The sequence below is a fragment of the Streptomyces adustus genome, assembly GCF_009377175.1.
GTDB classification, from domain to species: Bacteria; Actinomycetota; Actinomycetes; order Streptomycetales; family Streptomycetaceae; genus Streptomyces; species Streptomyces adustus.
In genome coordinates, this window is sequence record NZ_VJZD01000004.1 from 56648 (window position 1) to 75666 (window position 19019).

A 19019-nucleotide genomic window follows, 5' to 3' on the forward strand; every position below is an offset into this window, starting at 1 on the left:
GCAGTGCCCAGCGGACCGGCACGGCACGCGGGTCTGTCCCTGAGCGCACATGACCACGCTGCACGGCCGCGCGGACGCCCGCCGCAGGTGAGCGCGCAGGCCGCGACCACCCGATCGCTGACCGTCATCGGGGAGCCCGGCGATCGGCAGGATCCGACTGGCCATGGAGCTGCTGAAGGAGCTGTCCCAGGAGGGCAACTTTCCGGTGTCCCATGTGGACGTGGCACTCCTGGACGGCGACGGGTCGTTTCAGGAACGCCCTGTCGGGCGAACCGTGGGCGTCACTGCTGCGAAGCTCTGCCACCGACGCTGCTGTCGCAGTGCTCGTGGCCTGCGGTACCGGCACGAGCAGGGAGACACTGCGACGGCCCGGTGAGGGTGTCACCTCGGCGTGGCCGGAGCGCTGATCGACGCGTTGGGCGAGACCGGAGGCGAGGCGCGTCACCGTGGTGCCGCCCCCACCATGGCAGCCACTCCGGCCGCCCGAACCGGCGCTGGCGTCCTCGCGGCAGAGTTCGCGGAACAAGGCACTCGGATGTCCACCCGCCCTGCGGCGGCCGAGCGGCGCCCCTGGACGGCAGGCGGTCGGCCGATCTCGAAGCGTCCACCGCTTGACCTGCCAGGCCTGCCCGTCGGCGCCGACTGTCGGACGGGCGCGCCGACCGGGTGGGGAATTCCTTGCGGCCCGTCGACGTCTCCCGGCTCCGGGACCGCCCGCAGACACCGAACTCATTCCTCCAGAACGGAGAAACCGCTCATGAACCCCGCTGCGGCATGGTCCGACACGTTCGAGACCGACCGGCACGTTGCCGCCCACCGTCTGACCGACACCGAGCGTCAGCTGGCGGCTCTGCCGATCCGGCCCCTGCGGGATGCCGGGCAGGAACAGCGGGCGGCCGCACTGCACGCGACCACCCGTCGGCTGCGCACGGAATTCCTGAGCCGGCACGCCGAGCGCGTGTACGACGTCCTGACGGACAACCGCACGTCGCGGCCGCGACTGGCCGAGCTGGCACGATCGGCTGCCGAGGCCTTTCCCGGCCTGGTGCCCTCACCGGAACAGCTCGCGCAGGAGGCTCGGCTGGCCCAGCCGGACAAGGAGGGCCGCGAGATCGACCAGGGCATCCTGTTCGGCGCCCTGCTGGCGGCACCGCGGGCAGGCATCCATCTCATGGAGTCCATGCGCCTGCCGACTCCCCGCGCGCTCGAACTGCTCGCAGAGTTCCGGCGTACGGGCGAGATCGTGCTCGACGCGGCTCGCCTCGAACGGCGTGCCGCGGCCGGACACGTGACCATCACCAACGGTCACTGCCTCAACGCCGAGGACAATCAGCACGTCGCGGACATGGAGACACTCGTCGACCTGGTCCTGCTCGACCCACAGGTACGGGTCGGTGTGCTCAGAGGCGGTGTGATGACCCATCCACGCTACGCCGGACGCCGCGTGTTCAGCGCCGGCATCAATCTCAAGGCGTTCAAGGCAGGCGCCATCTCGTTCGTCGACTTTCTGCTCACCAGGGGACTCGGCTACATCAGCAAGCTCATGCGCGGGCTCGCGGCCACGGACGCGATGTGGCCCGCAAGCCCCGTGCAAAAGCCCTGGCTCGCGGCCGTGGACACATTCGCCATCGGCGGCGGCGCCCAGATCCTGCTGGCCTGTGACCAGGTCGTCGCCGCCGCCGACGCCTATTTCAGCCTGCCCGCGGCCAACGAGGGCATCGTGCCGGGCGTGGCCAACCTGCGACTGACCCGTTACCTCGGCGCACGTCCTGCCCGCCAGGTCATCCTGGGCGGACGCGCGATCCGGGCGGAGGAGCCGGACGCGCGGCTGCTGTTCGACGACGTGGTCGACCCCACCGGGATGGACCTCGCCGTCGAAGCGGCGGCGGAGCGGCTGGACAACCCGGCCGTGATCGCGAACCGCCATATGCTCAATCTGGCCGACGAGCCTGAGGACAGCTTCCGCCGCTACCTCGCGGAGTTCGCGGTGCAGCAGGCGATGCGGGCCTACAGCCCCGACGTGCTGGCGAAGATGGCGGCGCCCGCCGATGCAGCGTCCGGCCCCGGGGAGGAACGTGATGGACGTACGTCCGTACAGTGAGATGAATCGGCGCTGATCACCGTGCCCCTGGGCGGGAGTTGGATCTGGGGCAGAACCGCACCGCCAACCGCTCTCCCCGCGACGCCGGTATGTCTGTCTTCTTCGCGGAATTCAGCACGAGGGTCTGGAACGGCCTGACGCCGACCTGCCGGGAGTCTGCCTGATATCAGCGCATTCGGCGTGGGGTATGTGTTCGCCCTACTACGGTCGAGGCGTTGGGCTCGGCTATGTCGTGGGGGATGCAGTGGTGAGAGGAATGGATCGGGAAGAGGTTGAGGGCGGGCGCGGGGACCACATCGATTTCCGCGGCGGCCACTTCCACGGCCCGGTTGTCGGCGTCCAGCGCAGCCAGCAGGCCGCGCCTGTGCGGCCGCCCGCCGAGGTGGACGCGCCCGTTGGCCTGGACGATCTGCCGTACCGGCCGGGGTACTTCGTCGGTCGCAGCGAAGAGATGGACTGTCTGGACGCCGCTTTGAATGTTCCCGGGGTAGTGCTGGTGCAGGCGGTGCACGGGCTGGGAGGGATCGGCAAGAGCACCCTGGCCGCGCACTGGGCGGCCACCCGCTCCCACGGCCGGGCCCCGGTCCGGTGGATCACCGCCGACACTCCCGCCGGTATCCAGCAGGGCTTGGCCGGCCTGGCCACCGCGCTGCAACCCGACCTGGACCGGACACTGACCGCCGAGGCCCTAGCCGAGTACGGTCTGCAGTGGCTGGCCAGTCACACCGGCTGGCTGATCATCCTGGACAACGTCAACGACCCCGCCGACATCGCCCCGCTGATCGCCCGGGCCCGAAACGGCCGGTTCCTGATCACCAGCCGTCTCGCCACCGCATGGACCGACGGCAATACCCTCATCCGCCTCGACACCCTCGACCCGGCCGAATCCCTCGCCCTACTCACCCGCACCATCACCGCAGCCGGCCCCCGCGACCTCGACGGCGCAGCCGAACTCTGCGAAGAACTAGGTCACCTGCCCCTGGCCGTCGAACAGGTTGCTGCCTACCTCTCACAAAACCTGTTCACCAGCCCTCGCGCCTACCTCGCCCTGCTCGCCGAATACCCAGCGGGCATGTACCGCGCGGGCGCGGTCACCACCCCCGCCGAGCGCACCATCGCCCGGGTCTGGACCATCACCCTCGACCGCATCACGGCCCTCCAGCCTCAGGCCGTGGACCTGCTGCGTACCCTGGCCTGGTACGCCCCGGACAGCATCCCCCTCGCCCCGGTCGACGTCGAACGTACGCGGCCCTTGTTGGCACGCGGTCCGGGTCGGAGGCACAGGGAACGGGATGCTCGGAGCGTGGTGGCCGGCGGGGCTCATAGGGTCTCCAGTCCGGGTGTCAGGCATGGTCGTCGTTGCTGTCGCGCTTGGGCTGGATGTCGGGGGCGAACCGTCCGAGGCGGGCCTCGGTCGGGTGGGCGGTGATCCAGTTCTCCGCGCAGGCTTTGTGGGCGGGCTCGCCGCGGTGGGAGCGCATCGGCGTAGGCCTGGCGCAGAGCGCGCATGGTCGGTCTTGCCGGTGGTCGAAGTGGCGGCCGTCGCGCCAGTCCATGAGAGCGCCGGCTGCCGGGATCTCGCCCGGCTCCCATAACGGCTTCTTGCGGGCCCGGCTGGTCATGCGAGGGGCAGGTGGGTGCCGGGCCGTCCGGGGCGGCGCCCGTGGACCGAGGGCGTGTAAGCGTCGTGACGGGTGGCCAGGTAACCGGGCTGCTGCTCGCGGGTCTTGACGCGGTACATGGCCATGTCCGCGCCACGCAGAAGCCGGGCGGGTCCGGCTGTGTCGGGCAGGTCGGCGGCGCGTGCGGTGCCGATGGACACGGCCGGGCGCAGGGTCTACCCGTCGTGGTCGGCGGGCTGTTCCAGCAGCTCGTGTAGCCCGGCGAGCTCCTGGGTGGTCTCGGCCGGGGGCAGCAGCAGGACGGCGCCGAATTCGTCGCCTCCGAGGCGTGCGGCGAGTCCACTGCGGGCGGTGGCCCATGCCCCAAGGCGGTGGCCGATGGCGGCAATGAGGGTGTCGCCGGCGGCGTGCCCGAGGGTGTCGTTGACCCTCTTCAGTCCGTCGGCGTCGGCGACCAGGACGTGCAGCTGCTCGCGGCGGGTGCGGGCGAGCCGGTCGGTGCGGGCCATGAGGGCGTCGCGGCCGGGCAGTCCGGTCAGGGGGTCGCGGCGGGCGGTGTCGAGCCGGCGGCGCACCCGCAGGTCGTCGGCCGCGAGGGCGGCCAGGGCGAGCGGCCCAGCCTCCACGCCTTCGTCAAGGGGCTCGAAAGCGAACGCGGCGGTGCTGTGAAGAACCCGTTGGCGGCGGACGCCGGGGACGGGTCCAGGTCTGTCGCCGGGGCCTGGTGCCGGATCGGAGCCAGGCCCCGGGCGTTGTCAGACTGCGTCCGGCAGTGCGTTGTTGCGGATCACGTCCGAGTACCAGTGGGCGCTGGCCTTGGGGATGCGGCGCTGCGTCAGGTAGTCGACGTAGACGGCGCCGAAGCGCTTCGAGTAGCCGTAGGACCATTCGAAGTTGTCCAGCAGCGACCACAGGAAGTAGCCGCGGACATCGGCGCCGTCGGCGATGGCCCGGCGCACCGCGTCCAGATGGGCGTGGAGGTAGGCGACGCGCTGCGGGTCGTTGACCTTGCCCTCGGGCGAGACGTAGTCGTCGAAGGCGGCGCCGTTCTCGGTGACCATCAGGGGCAGCCGGGGGTGGGAGGCCGCGAGGTCCGTCAGCAGTGTGTGCAGACCGCTCGGGTCGATGGCCCAGTTCATGGCGGTGAGGTTGTCGTTGGCGAGGTGGAAGGCCACGTGGTCCGAACCCGTCCACGGCGAGTGGTCGCTCGCGCCGTGGCCGTCGTTCTTGGTGGTGCCGGCACCTTCGGCGGGGTGGGAGACCACGGTGGGCGAGTAGTAGTTGACGCCCAGCACGTCGATGGGGCGGGAGATCTCCGCCAGGTCGCCGTCGTGGACCAGCTCGTTCCAGTCGACGATGTGCGCGGTGTCCTGGAGGAGGTCGGCGGGGTAGGCGCCGTCGAGGATCGGACCGGTGAAGACCCTGTTGCCCACGGCATCGATGCGACGCGCGGCATCGGCGTCCTGCGCGCTCGAGGTGAGCGGTCGCACCTGGTGCAGGTTGAGGGTGATGGAGGTCTGCGCGGACGACGGGAGCGCCGCACGCAGTGCGCCGATCGCCAGGCCGTGGCCCAGGTTGAGGTGGTGGGCCGCGCGCAGGGTGGCTGCCGGTTCGGTGCGCCCCGGGGCGTGCACGCCGGATCCGTAGCCGAGGAAGGCCGAGCACCACGGCTCGTTCAGGGTGGTCCACACGCCGACGCGGTCGCCCAGGGCGTGGGCCATGATGTCGGCGTAGTCGGCGAAGCGCTGCGCGGTCTCGCGGTGCGGCCACCCGCCCGCGTCCTCGAGCTCCTGGGGCAGGTCCCAGTGGTAGAGGGTGGCGACGGGGGTGATCCCCGCCTCCAGCAGCTCGTCGGTGAGACGGCGGTAGAAGTCCAGACCGCGCTCGACGGCGGGGCCGCGTCCGGTGGGCTGGACCCGCGACCAGGAGATGGAGAACCGGTATGCCTTGAGACCGAGGTCCTTCATCAGGGCGACGTCGTCGCGGTACAGGTGGTAATGGTCGGCGGCGATGTCACCGGTGTCCCCGTTGCGGACCTTTCCGGGGGTGTGGCTGAAGGTGTCCCAGATCGACGGGGTGCGCCCGTCCACGGCGGCGGCACCCTCCACCTGGTAGGCGGCTGTGGCCGCGCCCCAGACGAAGTCCGTGGGGAAAGCGGTGACCGAAGCCGGGTCGGTGTGGGTCTCGGGCTGTACGGCGGTCATGGTGAACGGCTCCAAAAAAGGTACGGATGGTGGACCGAGGGTTCGGTCGATGGCCCCGGTGTCAGCCCTTGACGGCGCCGGCCATGATGCCCCCGACGATCTGCTTGCCGAAGATCACGAAGACCAGGAGCAGCGGCAGCGTGCTGATCAGCGCGCCAGCCATGACGATGCTCTGGTCGGGGGTGTACGAGGCACTGAGCTGGCCGAGCGCCACCTGGATGGTGGGGTTCTCCTGGTTGAGGGCGAGGAAGGGCCAGAAGAAGTCGTTCCATGCCTGCACGAAGGTGAGCATGCCCAGCACCATCATCGCGGGCCGGGCCACCGGCAGGACGACGCTCCACACGATGCGGAAGTTGTTGGCGCCGTCCACCTTGGCCGCTTCGATGAGCTCGTAGGGCAGGGCTTCCAGCAGGTACTGGCGCATGAAGAAGACGCCGAAGGCCCCGACGAGCGTCGGGAAGATCACCGACTCCAGCCTTCCGCCCCAGCCGATGTTCGACATCATCATGAACAGCGGTACCACGCTGAGCTGCGGCGGGATGGTCAGGGTCGCGATGACCGCGGTCATCAGGAAACCGCGTCCCCTGAAGCGCATCTTGGCGAAGGCGTAGCCGGCGAGCGTGCAGAAGAACAGCGTCGCGACGGTGATGCAGCCCGCCACGACGGCGGTGTTGACGATGGCCTTGCCCAGGTGCGCCTGTTCCCACGCCGCCTGGAGGTTGCTCCACAGACGGCCGCCCGGGACGAGCGGGGGTGGGTTGTCGAGGACTCTTTGCTGGTCGTGCGAGGCGGCGACCAGGGTCCAGTACAGCGGGAGCACCGATCCCAGACCCACGATGATCAGAGAGACGTAGGTGAAAGGACCGCCCTTGAGATGCTGGCCGGCGCCGAGCCTGAGACGACGGCCGCGTCCCGTGCCGCCGTGTGTGGGCGAGGAGGACGGTGCAAGGCCGAGGTCGCTGGTGAGACTTGTCGTGGTCATCGAATTCACTCCCATCAGACCGCGCTCTTGCGCATGAACCGGCCGATGATCCAGTTGATCAAGGCGATGAGCAGTAGCAGCGCGAGCATCGTCCAGGCCACGGCTGCGGCCGGACCCAGGTGCCCGAGCTTCCAGCCGTAGTTGTAGAGGTAGATGCTCAACGTCTCGTACTGGTGCTCGCTGCCTCCGATGGAGCCGAGCGTTCCGCCCTGCAGCAGCAGCGGTTCACCGAACAGCTGCATGGACCCGATGGTGGAGATGACGATGGTGAACAGGATCGTGGGCCGCAGCGAGGGAATGGTCACCTTGCGGAACTGCTGCCACCGCGTCGCTCCGTCGATCGAGGCCGCCTCGTACAACTCGGTCGGCACGGACTGCATGGCTGCCAGGTAGATGAGCGCGTTGTATCCGGTCCACCGCCAGATCACGATCACCGAGATGGCGATCTTCGACGTCCATTCCCCGTTGCCCCAGTCGGTGTTGCCGAAGCCGACGAAGTGCAGCACCCAGTTCAGCAGGCCGCCGTCGGCCCGGAAGACCAGGGCGAACACCAGAGCTGCGGTCGCCACCGAGGTGGCGTACGGGGTGAGGATCAGCGTTCGCCAGAACGTGCTGGCGCGCAGCTTGTAGTTGAGCAGATGCGCCAGCCCCAGGGCCACCAGCAGCTGCGGCACGGTCGAGATCACACCGATCACGAACGTGTTGAAGACGGCCGTCCAGAACTCGGAGTCCTGGAGGATCTTCGAGAAGTTCTCCCAACCCACCCACTCGGACTGGTCGAGGCCTGTCATCTCCACCCGGTGCAGGGCGATCCAGCCCGTGTAGAGGAGTGGATAGAGCCCGAAGGCGCCGAAGATGAGGAAGAAGGGGGCGATGTACGCGTACGGCGATGCCATGTCGTCGAAGCGCCACAACCGGGAACGCCAGGCCGAGCGACCCTGTCCCGTCGGTGTCGAGCCGGAGCCACCGGTTGCGGAGGCGTAGACACCCGGTGAGGAGGGCGTTGTTGCCACAGGGGGAGTCCTTCCCTGGAGGTTAAGCCAAGTGCGGAGCACGGGCGGGCGGTCGGCCCGGGCACCTGCTGTGTGGAGTCGTCGGACGATCGGGCCCGTGCTGCGGACCTCGCGGTCCGCGGCGCGGGGTGGCCTGCGGCCGGCGCCGGGCTGCGCGGCCCGGCCGCTCACTCGGATGCGGGCCGGACACGGGCCGGAACCAACCGTCAGCGCCTGGCGTCGGATGCGCGGAGCGCCTGACGCCGTCTCAGAGATGACCGGTGTCGGGCCGGCCGTGGACGGTCTCCCGTCTGCGGCCGGCCCGGGGCACCGGGGCCGCGGCGAGGGTCAGCCGATGGCCTTGTCGATCGTCTCGGTCGCGGCCTTCCACGCGTCGGCGGACTTGGTGCCGCGCTGCTCCATGTTGTTGATCTGCGTGGAGATCGTGTCCTTGATCACGCCGTCCTTCGCGCCCAGCACGGCCTGAGGGATGGCCTTGGCCTCCTCGGCGTAGATCTGGCCGATCGGGGCGTCGTTGAAGTACGGAAGCTTCGCGTCCTTCACGTCGGTGAGCTGGTAGGCACCCTGGTTGGACGGGAAGACACCGATCGCCTTGAAGACGGCCGCCTGCTGCTCGGGCGCCGTCAGCCACTTGACGAGGTCGGCGGCCTCCTTGACGTGCTGGCCGTTCTTGGGGACGGACAGGAACGAGCCTCCCCAGTTGGCCGCGGTCGACCCCGGCGCGTGGGCGATGTCCCACTTGCCCTTGTAGGCGTCACCGGAGTTGGTGGAGATCTGGCCGGCCATCCACGCCGGGCACGCCACGGTGGCGACGGTGCCCTTGCGCAGTGCCGCCGTCCAGGCGTCGGTGAACTGGGGCAGGCCCTGGGTCAGCTTCTTCGACGCCGCCTCGGCGGCCAGGTCCCAGCCCTGCTTCACCGCGGGGCTGTTCTTGTAGATCGCGTCGCCCTTGGCGTCGTAATACTGCTGCGAGCCGGAACTGACGACTGCGTTGAACATGGCACTCGCGGAGTCCATGAAGTAGGTGTCCGAAGGGGCACTCTTCTTGTACTTCTCGCCGAGCTTGAGGTAGTCCTCCCAGCCGCCGGCGACAGCCTTGGCTACAGCGTCACGTTCCGTGGGCAGTCCTGCCTTCTGGAACAGGTCCTTGCGGTAGCACAGCGACATGGGGCCGATGTCGGTGCCGGCGCCGATGACCGTGCCGTCCTTGGCCGTGGCCTGCTTCTCCTTCCACGGCACCCAGTCGGCGACATTGATCGTCTTGCTCAGGTCGGCGAACTTGCCCGCCTGGGTGTCGACGACCTCCTTGATGCGGCCGACCTCGATACCGGTCACGTCCGCGAGACCGCTGCCCGTGTTCAACTGCTGAAGGAGCTTGGGGTAGTAGTCCTGCTCGTTGGCAGTGACTTCTTCCTTCACCGTGATGTTCGGGTGGAGTTCGTGGTACTTGGCGAACAGGCCGGCCTCCTTGTAGCCGAACTGCCCGTAGTCGGCCACCGTGAGGGTGATCTTCCCGTCGCTGCCCGAGGCGTTCGAGCTGCCACCGCCGTTGCCGCAGGCCGTGAGCAACAGGGCCGAGGTGGCCAGGACCGTGATGGCCAGCGGGGCGGTTATGCGGCCGCGGCCGTCAGCAGTGCTGGTGATGCGCATTCCACTACTCCTTGTCCCAGTTTGTACAGGCCTCGGGCAGCAGGTCGCCATGGTTTGCGACCCGGACTGCCCTCCGGGTGCGGGCAGGCGGACAGCGCTCTGTCCAGCACGAGGCGTGCGGGGAGAACGTGTCGGCCGCAGACGTGCCGCACGACGCGGAGGGAAAGGCCGTTGATGCTCTTGAGTCGCCGGGGAAGAGTTCCGGCGAAGCGTGGAACCGCTCCCATGCGGCCTGGCGGAAGACTTCCCTCCGTTACGCTCAGATGTCAAGACTTGAAGTCTCCGCCGTTGCCTCAATGTGTCCGAGGCCACGCCCAGCTGCCCCGGCAAGGCCCGTCACCCGGCGGGCATCTGCTGTCCATGTGGAGTATTTACGCAGTTCAGAGGCGTGGCATCGCGGCTGGAGCCCGCGCCCGACGGATTAGTCAACGGCGTTGCTAAATTGTTGCGCCACAATGAATCGTCATCCATTAGCATCCGGAAGGTGAACGATGCCCGCTGCCGAATCTCCGTCCCGAGCCGCCGCCGGGCGGCGTCCGACGCTGACGGAAGTCGCGGCACGGGCCGGCGTCGGACGGGGCACGGTTTCACGGGTCATCAACGGCTCGCCCAATGTCAGCGATCACTCGCGCACCGTCGTCGAGAGGGCGATAGCCGAGCTCGGCTATGTCCCCAACCTCGCGGCCCGCTCACTGGTCACCCGACGCACCGACTCGGTCGCCCTGGTCGTGCCCGAGGCGGAGACCCGCCTGTTCTCCGAGCCGTACTTCTCGGCGATCATCCGGGGCGTCTCAGCCAGGCTCACCGCCGCCGGCATGCAGCTGCTGCTGGTACTGGTACGTGAGGACGAAGACCACGCAAAGCTCGCGTCGTACCTGACCTCACACCGCGTGGACGGCGTCCTGATGGTCGCGGTCCATTCCGGCGACACGCTTCCCGACCTGCTCGAAGACCTCTCCGTACCGACCGTGCTGGCCGGTCGGCGCAACGACATCGAGCATGTCGGACACGTCCGCGCCGACAACAGCGGCGGAGCCCGGCTCGCGGTCCGCCACCTTCTGGACAAGGGCCGCCGCACCATCGCCACCATCACCGGGCCTCTGGACATGGACGTCGCCCGCGCCCGCCTCGACGGCTACCGCGAAGCGCTGGACAGCGCAGGCGTCACCGTGGATGAGGACCTCATCGCGTACGGCGACTTCACCGAAGAGGGCGGGCGCGCGGCTATGCGCGGTCTCCTCCAGCGCCATCCCCACCTCGACGCGGTCTTCGCCGCTTCCGACGTGACAGCCTCGGGAGCCGTGCTCGAACTGCGCGCCCACGGACGGCGGGTACCCGACGACGTCGCGGTCGTCGGCTTCGACGACTCGATCGTGGCCCGGCACACCGATCCTCCGCTCACCAGCGTCCGTCAGCCGATCGAGGAGATGGGCCACACCATGGCAGGCCTTCTACTGGACGAGATCGATCGACGAGGGAAGGGCCATCGGGAAGTGATCCTGCCGACCGAGCTGGTCGTGCGCGAGTCGGCCTGACCGGGATGCCGAGCCCGAGCGGCTGAGCAGCCGCGTCCGGCCCCCGGCGGGCCGCATGCGTCGGCACAGCCGGGCGGCGGGACGGCGCCGACCTGGATCGCGATCGGCCGTGGCCGGCTGGCCGGCCCGGTACTGGAACGGCGGTAGCGCGCGGAGAGCCCTGGCACTTGCTCGATGGACGTCGTGCGGGTACGGCTTCTTCCAAGAAGAAGCGGACGACGATCGCGGACAGGACCGCGCCGCTCTCACCGGACCTGATCATGCGCGACTTCACCGCGGACACGTCCGCACGAGATCTTCCGTACGGCGCTCTCCACGGTTGACGGCGCTCGCATGCAGGAAGTCCGCCCGCCCCTGACCGGCCGACCGTGATCGACCTCCAGGACGTGCCGAAGGCGGACCGGGAACACGTACCGACGAAGCCCCCCGACTGTCGGCGTGTTGAGTGAGATCACCACACCGACGACGAGGGGCTTCGCCACGCCGCCACCATGCCGGCCGGCCTGGATCAGCCCTCAGGAGCGCGCGGAGTGCTGACACGGGCACGAGCTCTCCACCTCCTCGGCCAGATGCTGGCCAGGGTCGGAGCCGGGCTCACCCGCCCAGCGCCCGCCGGGCAGTGACGCCCCGCCGACGCTGCTGATTCTCGTGAGCATTCACGGGCCTCAAGATCCGCAACTGCTGCCCGAACCCGCGGACAAACGCTGCTTCTGGAAGTGGACAAAGCCAGCCGTGGCGGGGGAATGCGGAGCGCTCTGTCTCCGTTGTGGAGGGTGTGGTTGTGGAAGGGACAGCTCACGACCACACGCACGTCTGCGGCTCCGGCGCTGGCTTCGTGGCCTTGGCCTTCCGGCCGGGGCCGCACGTGTGTCTGCTGTCGTGCACCCGCCGTCAGATCCCGAAGACTCGCGAAGCGGTCCGGAGAGACGGTGAATTGCGCGAGGAGGACGCGGGAGAGTCCGGCGGACTCAGGAAGTCCGCCGAACCCGGCGCGTCGCCCGACGCGCGGGGAGTCCCGTGAGGCACGGCCGCTGTCACGTCAGTGGCCGCAGCCGGCGTCCGACCGGCGTCGCCGGCCGAGAACGACGAGGGCGGAGCCTACGGCCATCGAGCCGACCGCCGCGCCGCCGCCGACGAGGGCCTGCCGGACCTGCCGTCCGGAACCGGTGCTTGCCAGACCCGGGGCGGAGGAGTCGGCGGAGGAATCGGCAGAGGCGGCCGTCCCGGTGGTCGCCCGGGCCGCCTGTTCGACCAGTCGGGCGACCGCGCCGGGCTGGGACACCGCGACGGCGTGCGACGCCTTGATCTCGACGGCATTCGCGTGGGCGCGCTGGGCCATGAAGCGTTGCGAGGCCGGCGGGATGTTGCGGTCCTCCGTGGTGATCAGGGCCCAGGAGGGGATGGTCTTCCAGGCGGCCTTCGTGGCCTTCTCCTGCAGGGCAGAGGCTGCCACGGGACGCTGGGTGGCGGCCATCTGGTCCGTCACCGACATGGGCACGTCGGCGGCGAACTGGTCGTGGAACTTATCGACCTTGATGTACTCGTCGGTCCCGGTGCCACCTCCCGGAAGCGGGAACGACACGCTGCGCAGGGTGGGGCCGAGCGTGCTCCCGGGGAACTTGTTGGAGAGGTCCAGAGCGCTCTCCCCCGCCGCGGGAGCGAACGCAGCGACGTAGACCAGAGCCTTGACCTGGGGGTCACCGACCGCGGCCTCGCTGATCACGGCGCCGCCGTACGAGTGGCCGACGAGCACGACAGGCCCCTGGATGCTCTCCAGCACGCTGTGGATGTACTCGGCGTCACTGGCCAGCCCCCGCAGCGGATTGGCCGGAGCGATCACCGGATAGCCCGCCTGCCGCAGCCGCGTGACCACACCGTTCCAGCTGGATCCGTCGGCGAACGCGCCGTGCACCAGCACGACGGTGGGCTTGCCGCTGCGCGTGTCGCCGTCGGCCGCGGCCGACGAGGCCGGGACCCCGCACAAGGCGACGACGGCACATCCCGCGGCCGCGATACGGAGCCGCCGAGTGCGGGGACGTATGCCGTGTAGCGCTCTCATCACATTCTCGCCTTTCGTCGGGCCATACCCCATTCAGCCTCACCCGGTCGTGGCGACCGACCACCCCGGCCAGGGCAAACGGGTGAATCCGGTACGGCAGACGGGGCAACTGCCGCCACATCAGGCGTGACAAGCGCAACGGGGGGACCGTAGGACGGTCGGCTCTTCCAAGATTTTCGTAGCTGTTGATCCTTCCGGTGATCCGGATCCGGTGATGCGGCGAGGGCGTCGGCGGCAGGCTTGGGTTGTGCTGTCGTACTTGGCGAGCTGTTCCCGCAGCTGGCCTCGGTACAGGTTGAACAGGTGGAGGCCAGCGGGGGCATAGTGCGTATTACGGCTCTGACCAGGGATGACGCGCCCAAAATGTGTCCGGGGTGCCGGCAGGTGTCGGACCGGGTGCACTCCCGGTATGTGCGGCACGTTGCGGACGAGGCAGTGGGCGGCCGCCCTGTGGTGATCGATTTGTCGGTGCGGCGCCTGTACTGCGAGTGGCCGGACTGCCCGAAGACGACGTCTGTCGAGCAGGTCGAGGGACTGACGGAGCGATACCAACGGCGCACCCCGGCGCTGCGGCGGGTGGTCAGGGCCGTTGGCGAGTTCGGCCGGAGCTCGTCTTCTCTCCTTCCTGCACTACACGTTGTCCTGGGCGACCGTGCTGAACTGCCTGATGCGTGTCCCCGATTTCCGCGGCGGACACTTCAACGGCCCGGTTGTCGGCGTCCAGCACAACCACGCGGCGCCCGTGCGTGTGCGGCCTCCTGCCGAGGTGGACGCGCCCGCCGGCCTGGACGATCTGCCGTACCGGCCGGTCGAGGGCCGTCTGGTTTGTAGTGATCTCTTGTCTGGAGATCCTCAATCTTGGGGGGGTGTCGGATGACTGAGGCTTGGGCACTCTGCCAGCGGCGCTACGGAGAGGTGGTGCCCAACAGATGGGTCGCTCGTTCCGTGCGTAGGTGGAGCGCGGTGCGGCCATTGCGTTGTGTCGCTACCAGGCCGGCGCCTCGTAGCGCGCGCAGGTGTTGCGAGACCGCGCTGGGGGTGACGCCCAGGCGTGTGGCCAGGGCCGCGGTCGTCAAGGGTTCGGCCAAAGCGGCCAGCAGCGCCGTCCTCGTGTGGCCCAGCACTGGGGCCAGGCCCGCCAGTGGGGGCGGGGACGGCTCCCAGAGGAGTCCGACGCCCGTGACCGGATAGCGGATCGACGCGGCGGCGACCGGGGACTTGTCGACACCCACGTTCGGCCAGTTGAAGACGCTGGGCAGCACGACCAGGCCATGTCTGCCGGTGTCCACCGTGTAGACGGAGCGCGGGGTCCGTCGGCCGTGCACCACCAGCTGGCCACCGTCCCAAGCGATATCCCGGTGCAACGCGCCAAACAGTGCCTGCACCCCGCCGTCCACCAGGGTCAGCGCTCGCCTGCCGATGTCGGCCTCCAGCACCGCGAACATCCGGCCCCAGTGCGGAGCGATCATCAGCTCGTAGCAGCGGAGGAGCGCCTCCGCCAGCCGCGGCAGCACCGCCGCCGGCTCAGGGGCCTCCTCGGCCGGTACACGCAGGACCGCGCCGTACTCACGCCGGAAGAAGTCCTCCTCTGTCTCCCGCAGCAGGTCCAACTCCGCCGCCATCGACGGCAGCCGCTCTCCCGGTACCGGGAAGAGGAACGACGGCAACGGTCCCGCGATCAGTGCACGCAGCAGCGGCAGTTCTCGTTCGTCCGCCAGCAGCGGCCGCGCCTGGCGCACCCATGGCTGGTGGACCGCGTGCCCGCCGGTGCCCAGCAGGATCCGCAGTGCCAGTACCGTCTCGCCCAGCGGTGAGATGGCGAACCGCACCTTGGCGACGGACGCCGCGGTGAACCTGATCTCGACCGCCATTCGGGCGCCCCTATCGTGTAGCTGTGGCTAAACGATAGCCAACGCTCATCGCCTCCCCCAGGCTGCCGGGCATGGACTTCTTCACCGCGCACGACGGCACCAAGCTCGCCTACCACGTAGTCGGCGACGGCCCGCCTGTGGTCTGTTTGCCAGGAGGGCCGACGGCCTCCGCCTACCTCGGCGACCTCGGCGGGCTGTCCGCGCACCGGCAGTTGATCAGGCTGGATCTGCGCGGCACCGGTCAGTCCGCGGTGCCGGAGGACGCCGCCAGCTACCGCTGCGATCGCCTGGTCGATGACGTGGAGGCCCTGCGTGCGCACCTGCGCCTGGAGCGGATGGATCTGCTCGCGCATTGCGCTGGCGCGAATCTTGCTGCGCTGTATGCGGCCCGCCATGCGGAGCACGTGAGCACGCTTTCGCTGATCACGGCGAGCGTCCGAGCCGTCGGTATCGCGATCCCGGGCGAGCTCCGGCGCGAGACCGCACAGCTGCGCCGGGACGAGCCGTGGTTCCCGGTGGCGTTCGCGGCTCTGGAGGCAATCGTCGCGGGCCAGGCGACCGCCGAGAGCTGGCAGGCCATCGCGCCTTTCTCCTACGGGCGTTGGGACGCGGCGGCACAGGCACATCAGGCGGCTGACCAAGAGCAGCAGGACCTGGAGGTCGTGGCGGCCTATAGCGCCGAAGGCGCTTTCGATCAGGACGCGACTCGTGCCGCTCTCGCCCGGTTTGCACCGCCGGTGCTCGTGCTGGCCGGTGAGGTCGACCTCGGTGCCCCGCCGCGCACCATGGCCGAGCTCGCCAGACTGTTCCCGAACGCCCGGCTCGTTGTCCAGCCCGGAGCCGGGCACTTCCCCTGGCTCGACGACGCGGACCGGTTCGTGGCCACCACCGCGGCGTTCCTTGGATAGGTGACAGCCCCGCTGTTCCTCAGCCGTTGAAGAGCTGTGGCGGCGCCTGGAAGTGTGACAGGCACGGGCTTCCAAGATCATGGAGTTCTCGACGCCCCGTGATTCGAGTGGAAGACCGTGCCTGTTGACGCTTCATCGCTGATCCCGCCTGCTGGGGAGCGGTCGCAGTCTGGACACGCCGCGCTGGCCGTTCGGCCTCTCGCTACCACCCGGAATGAGCGTACGCGTCTCGGACGGACCCGGACCTCCGCATTCGAACATCACGCCAGCCCGGCGTGACGGCTCCCCAATGCTGGAATCCCCTTGAGACCGACGCAGTTGTCCCCCTTCTCCCCTGAATCGGCGTCTGGGCCGGTGATCGTACGCCTCGGGGCGGCGCACAGACGCTGGCGGGGTGTCCGCCCTCAGCTCAGCGGCTCTCCGGGGCGGTGATCTGACGTTTGAGGATCTTGCCGGTGGGGCCCTTGGGTAGAGCGTCGACGAGCCAGACCTCACGCGGGTACTTGTAGGCCGCCACCCGCTCGCGGACGAACTCCCGCAGCTCGTCCGGGCCGGCCGCGCTGCCGTGGCGCAGCGCGACCACGGCGGCGACCTCCTCGCCGAGCGTGACGTGTGGTAGGCCGATCACTGCGGCCTCCGCCACGGCGGGGTGCTCGTACAGCACCTCCTCGATCTCGCGCGGGTAGACGTTGTAGCCGCCGCGGATGATGAGATCCTTCTTACGGTCGACGATGAAGTAGTAGCCGTCCTCGTCGACGCGGGCGAGGTCGCCGGTGCGCAGCCAGCCGTGGACGATGGTCTCGGCGGTCGCCTCGGGGCGGTTCCAGTAGCCGGCCATCACGTTGTGGCCGCGGACACAGAGCTCGCCGACGCCGTCCTGCGGGTCGAGGATGCGCATCTCGACGCCCTCGATGGGCGTGCCGACGGAGCCGGCCCGGCGGGGCCGGTCGGGGTGATTGAAGGAGGCTGCCGTCGTGATCGCCGGGGACGGGGATCACGACGGCGCCGGCGTGATCGGAGACCGCCGGGGTGGACGGCGCCGATGGTCCAAGAGGAACCAGGCACGCGTGGCTTCCGAGCCCGTTCTCTTGGGCTTGGCGGTCCTGGCCGCCTGCAACCGCGTCAAACGCCGACCCAGCACTCGCACGGCCGGCAGCGGCCGCAACAACCGCCCAACGCTGAAACAACCGGCGTGCCCCGAACCGCCACGCACGGAAGACTCCGTCGAGCCGCTCGCATCGTTCAAGGGTGGCCTGGCTGGCCTGGTCGGAGACGGTCGTGGCCAATCGGGCGGTGTTGGCACATCGGCTGTTCACGGGGCTCTGCCGGCATCATCTCGCGGAATCGGTGCAGGAGCTGGCCGTACCGTGGCAGGCCGGGTTCGAGGGTTGCCGCCATGCTGCGCGAGGTGATGTCCGGAAGAGGGCCGAAGGTGCTGGCGCCCGCCATCAGCTGGTTAGCGTCGACCGACTGGTGGCCCCGCTGATCCATCTGCGGCACGACCTGCCGCACTCACCTACGGCGCCGACGTCCGGCTGATCGGCACCGAGTACGCAGAGGCGCCGACGGCGTGTGAGTCCTTCGTCGCCGACAGCGGTGCCTTCGGCGGCCGCCGACTCCCTGGGCGCCCGTCGTACTTCTGCCATGGCGGTGCATGCCGCCCAACAATACGGCGCGCGCTCGGTACTTGTGCCCGATGCTGAGATCGTCCGAGCCCGCCGCGCGTTGTGCGGGGCCAACGCCGACCCCGGTGACCTGGTGCACGACAGGCCGGACCTTGGGTAGGGGGTCAGGCCTGTCGTTGTGGTCGACGTCGGTTTCGCGGGCCGATCAGGTGGATCGCTGCACGGCAGGTGCGGCGGCTCTAGTGGTTGATGGTGACGACGACCTTGCCGGTGGCGCTGCCGTCGGCCACTGCCGTGTGTGCCTGCGCGATCTCGGCGAGAGTGAAGTGGCGGGGGTCCAGCGTCGGCTTCACCTTGCCGGTGTCGACCAGGCCGGCGATATTGCGCAGGATGTCGCCGTGGTGCTCGCGACCGCGACCGGTGAGCATGGGGGCCAGGGTGAACACACCCGAGTAGGTTGCACCGCGGAAGGACAGCGGAGCGATGCTGTGGGTCCCCCAGCCCAGGGAGCTGAGCACATGACCGGTGTAGGTCCGGGCGATGGCGAAGGACGCGTCGAGGACCGGGCCGCCCACCGTGTCGTAGACGACATCGAATCCTTCACCGTCAGTGAGACGGCCGACGTAGTCCTCCGGAGTCTCGGAGGTGTAGTCGATCGCGGTCGCCCCGAGAGCCTCGACAGCCTTGAGGCGGTGCGGGGCGTCGGTCGCGAAGACCTCGGCGCCACGCGCACGCGCTATCTGGATACTCACGTGACCGACACCGCCGGCGCCGCCGTGGATCAGGACCTTCTGGCCGCTGCGCACCTGCGCCCTGTCGACGAGGCCCTCCCATGCCGTGATCGTGACGAGCGGCAGCGCGGCCGCCTCGCGCATGTCCAAGGTCTTGGGCTTGTGCGCCAGCAGACGGGCGTCGACCGACGCGTACTGAGCCAGTGAGCCCTGCAGATCGCCGACACCGCCGGTCATTCCGTAGACCTCGTCGCCCGGGGCGAACTCACTGACTCCCTGGCCCACTTCCTCGACCACGCCGGCCATGTCCAGACCGAGCACCGCCGGAGGGACGCGCTTGGCGTGCGCTGCCTGGCCTGCAGCGATCTTGATGTCGAGCGGATTGACACCGCTTGCCTCGATCCGCACCAGTACCTGACCGGCGCCGACGGCGGGCTTCTCGATCTCCTTCAGCACCATGGGGGCGCCGAACTGTTCCAGGACTACTGCATGCATGGTGCCACCTTCGGATGTGCGTTGTTGAACCACGTAGGCATGGGTCCAGTACGACCGAACCCGCTTAATCAAACAGACTAGTCCGTTCGATTAAGAGCGGCAAGCGGAGCGCGACACGGGGAGCGAGGCGCCGTGCGGGGAGCTGAATCGCTCGTTGCCGCCAGCCTGACCTGCCCACTTCCTGTAATGTTAGGTACATGACAAATCAATGTCACGGATAGCG

At 69.1% G+C, this 19019-nt stretch carries 14 protein-coding genes and 3 pseudogenes; 7 read left to right on the top strand and 10 right to left on the bottom strand.

Annotated elements, in window-relative coordinates:
• Positions 1 to 757: 757 nt before the first annotated feature.
• Entirely contained in the window at positions 758 to 2101 is a 1344-nt protein-coding gene (dpgC, locus tag FNH09_RS02110; RefSeq protein ID WP_152884454.1) for a (3,5-dihydroxyphenyl)acetyl-CoA 1,2-dioxygenase DpgC, read from the top strand.
• Positions 2102 to 2357: 256 nt separating this feature from the next.
• Positions 2358 to 3530, top strand: a complete 1173-nt coding sequence (locus tag FNH09_RS02115; protein ID WP_152884456.1) for an NB-ARC domain-containing protein — start codon at positions 2358 to 2360, stop codon at positions 3528 to 3530.
• 189 nt (positions 3531 to 3719) lie between these two features.
• Here the strand turns inward: FNH09_RS02115 and FNH09_RS02125 are convergent, their stop codons facing one another.
• The 6 genes from FNH09_RS02125 to FNH09_RS02150 all read right to left on the bottom strand — a co-directional run bounded on the left by FNH09_RS02125 (position 3720) and on the right by FNH09_RS02150 (position 9572).
• Positions 3720 to 3923, bottom strand: coding sequence for a hypothetical protein (locus tag FNH09_RS02125; RefSeq protein WP_152884461.1), 204 nt, complete (start codon positions 3921 to 3923; stop codon positions 3720 to 3722).
• Between the two features lie 15 nt (positions 3924 to 3938).
• Entirely contained in the window at positions 3939 to 4349 is a 411-nt protein-coding gene (locus FNH09_RS02130; protein WP_152884464.1) for a diguanylate cyclase domain-containing protein, read from the bottom strand.
• Between the two features lie 129 nt (positions 4350 to 4478).
• Positions 4479 to 5927: a GH1 family beta-glucosidase gene (locus FNH09_RS02135; RefSeq protein ID WP_152884467.1), complete on the bottom strand. Its 1449-nt coding sequence runs from the start codon at positions 5925 to 5927 to the stop codon at positions 4479 to 4481.
• A gap of 61 nt (positions 5928 to 5988) precedes the next feature.
• Positions 5989 to 6909, bottom strand: coding sequence for a carbohydrate ABC transporter permease (locus FNH09_RS02140; protein WP_152884469.1), 921 nt, complete (start codon positions 6907 to 6909; stop codon positions 5989 to 5991).
• Positions 6910 to 6923: 14 nt separating this feature from the next.
• Complete coding sequence (locus FNH09_RS02145) at positions 6924 to 7805, bottom strand: carbohydrate ABC transporter permease (RefSeq protein ID WP_152884570.1); 882 nt, start codon at positions 7803 to 7805, stop codon at positions 6924 to 6926.
• Between the two features lie 444 nt (positions 7806 to 8249).
• The gene (locus tag FNH09_RS02150) at positions 8250 to 9572 is read right to left on the bottom strand and encodes an ABC transporter substrate-binding protein (RefSeq protein ID WP_152884472.1); all 1323 of its coding nucleotides are present in this window, start codon (positions 9570 to 9572) and stop codon (positions 8250 to 8252) included.
• Between the two features lie 491 nt (positions 9573 to 10063).
• Here FNH09_RS02150 and FNH09_RS02155 point away from each other — a divergent pair, with 491 nt between their 5' ends.
• Positions 10064 to 11107 (top strand): LacI family DNA-binding transcriptional regulator, encoded by a 1044-nt coding sequence (locus FNH09_RS02155; protein ID WP_152884474.1) that lies wholly within the window; start codon positions 10064 to 10066, stop codon positions 11105 to 11107.
• 1039 nt (positions 11108 to 12146) lie between these two features.
• Here the strand turns inward: FNH09_RS02155 and FNH09_RS02160 are convergent.
• Complete coding sequence (locus tag FNH09_RS02160) at positions 12147 to 13166, bottom strand: alpha/beta fold hydrolase (protein WP_152884477.1); 1020 nt, start codon at positions 13164 to 13166, stop codon at positions 12147 to 12149.
• Between the two features lie 363 nt (positions 13167 to 13529).
• Here FNH09_RS02160 and FNH09_RS50005 point away from each other — a divergent pair, with 363 nt between their 5' ends.
• On the top strand, positions 13530 to 13997 hold the full coding sequence (locus FNH09_RS50005) for a transposase family protein (RefSeq protein WP_420802731.1): 468 nt from the start codon (positions 13530 to 13532) through the stop codon (positions 13995 to 13997).
• Between the two features lie 74 nt (positions 13998 to 14071).
• Here FNH09_RS50005 and FNH09_RS02170 read toward each other — a convergent pair whose 3' ends face one another.
• Positions 14072 to 15037, bottom strand: coding sequence for an ArsR/SmtB family transcription factor (locus FNH09_RS02170; protein ID WP_152884482.1), 966 nt, complete (start codon positions 15035 to 15037; stop codon positions 14072 to 14074).
• A gap of 71 nt (positions 15038 to 15108) precedes the next feature.
• On the opposite strand from FNH09_RS02170, the gene FNH09_RS02175 reads away from it, so the two are divergent.
• Entirely contained in the window at positions 15109 to 15945 is an 837-nt protein-coding gene (locus tag FNH09_RS02175; RefSeq protein WP_152884485.1) for an alpha/beta fold hydrolase, read from the top strand.
• Between the two features lie 409 nt (positions 15946 to 16354).
• Here FNH09_RS02175 and FNH09_RS02180 read toward each other — a convergent pair.
• Positions 16355 to 16912 (bottom strand): annotated as a pseudogene (locus FNH09_RS02180) (AMP-binding enzyme); the annotation flags it as partial.
• 311 nt (positions 16913 to 17223) lie between these two features.
• Here FNH09_RS02180 and FNH09_RS48110 point away from each other — a divergent pair.
• A pseudogene (locus FNH09_RS48110) lies at positions 17224 to 17481 on the top strand (transposase family protein); the annotation flags it as partial.
• Between the two features lie 60 nt (positions 17482 to 17541).
• Positions 17542 to 17730: pseudogene (locus tag FNH09_RS50010) on the top strand (threonine/serine dehydratase); the annotation flags it as partial.
• Positions 17731 to 17809: 79 nt separating this feature from the next.
• Here FNH09_RS50010 and FNH09_RS02195 read toward each other — a convergent pair.
• Positions 17810 to 18796, bottom strand: coding sequence for a zinc-dependent alcohol dehydrogenase family protein (locus FNH09_RS02195; RefSeq protein WP_152884487.1), 987 nt, complete (start codon positions 18794 to 18796; stop codon positions 17810 to 17812).
• Between the last annotated feature and the right edge of the window lie 223 nt (positions 18797 to 19019).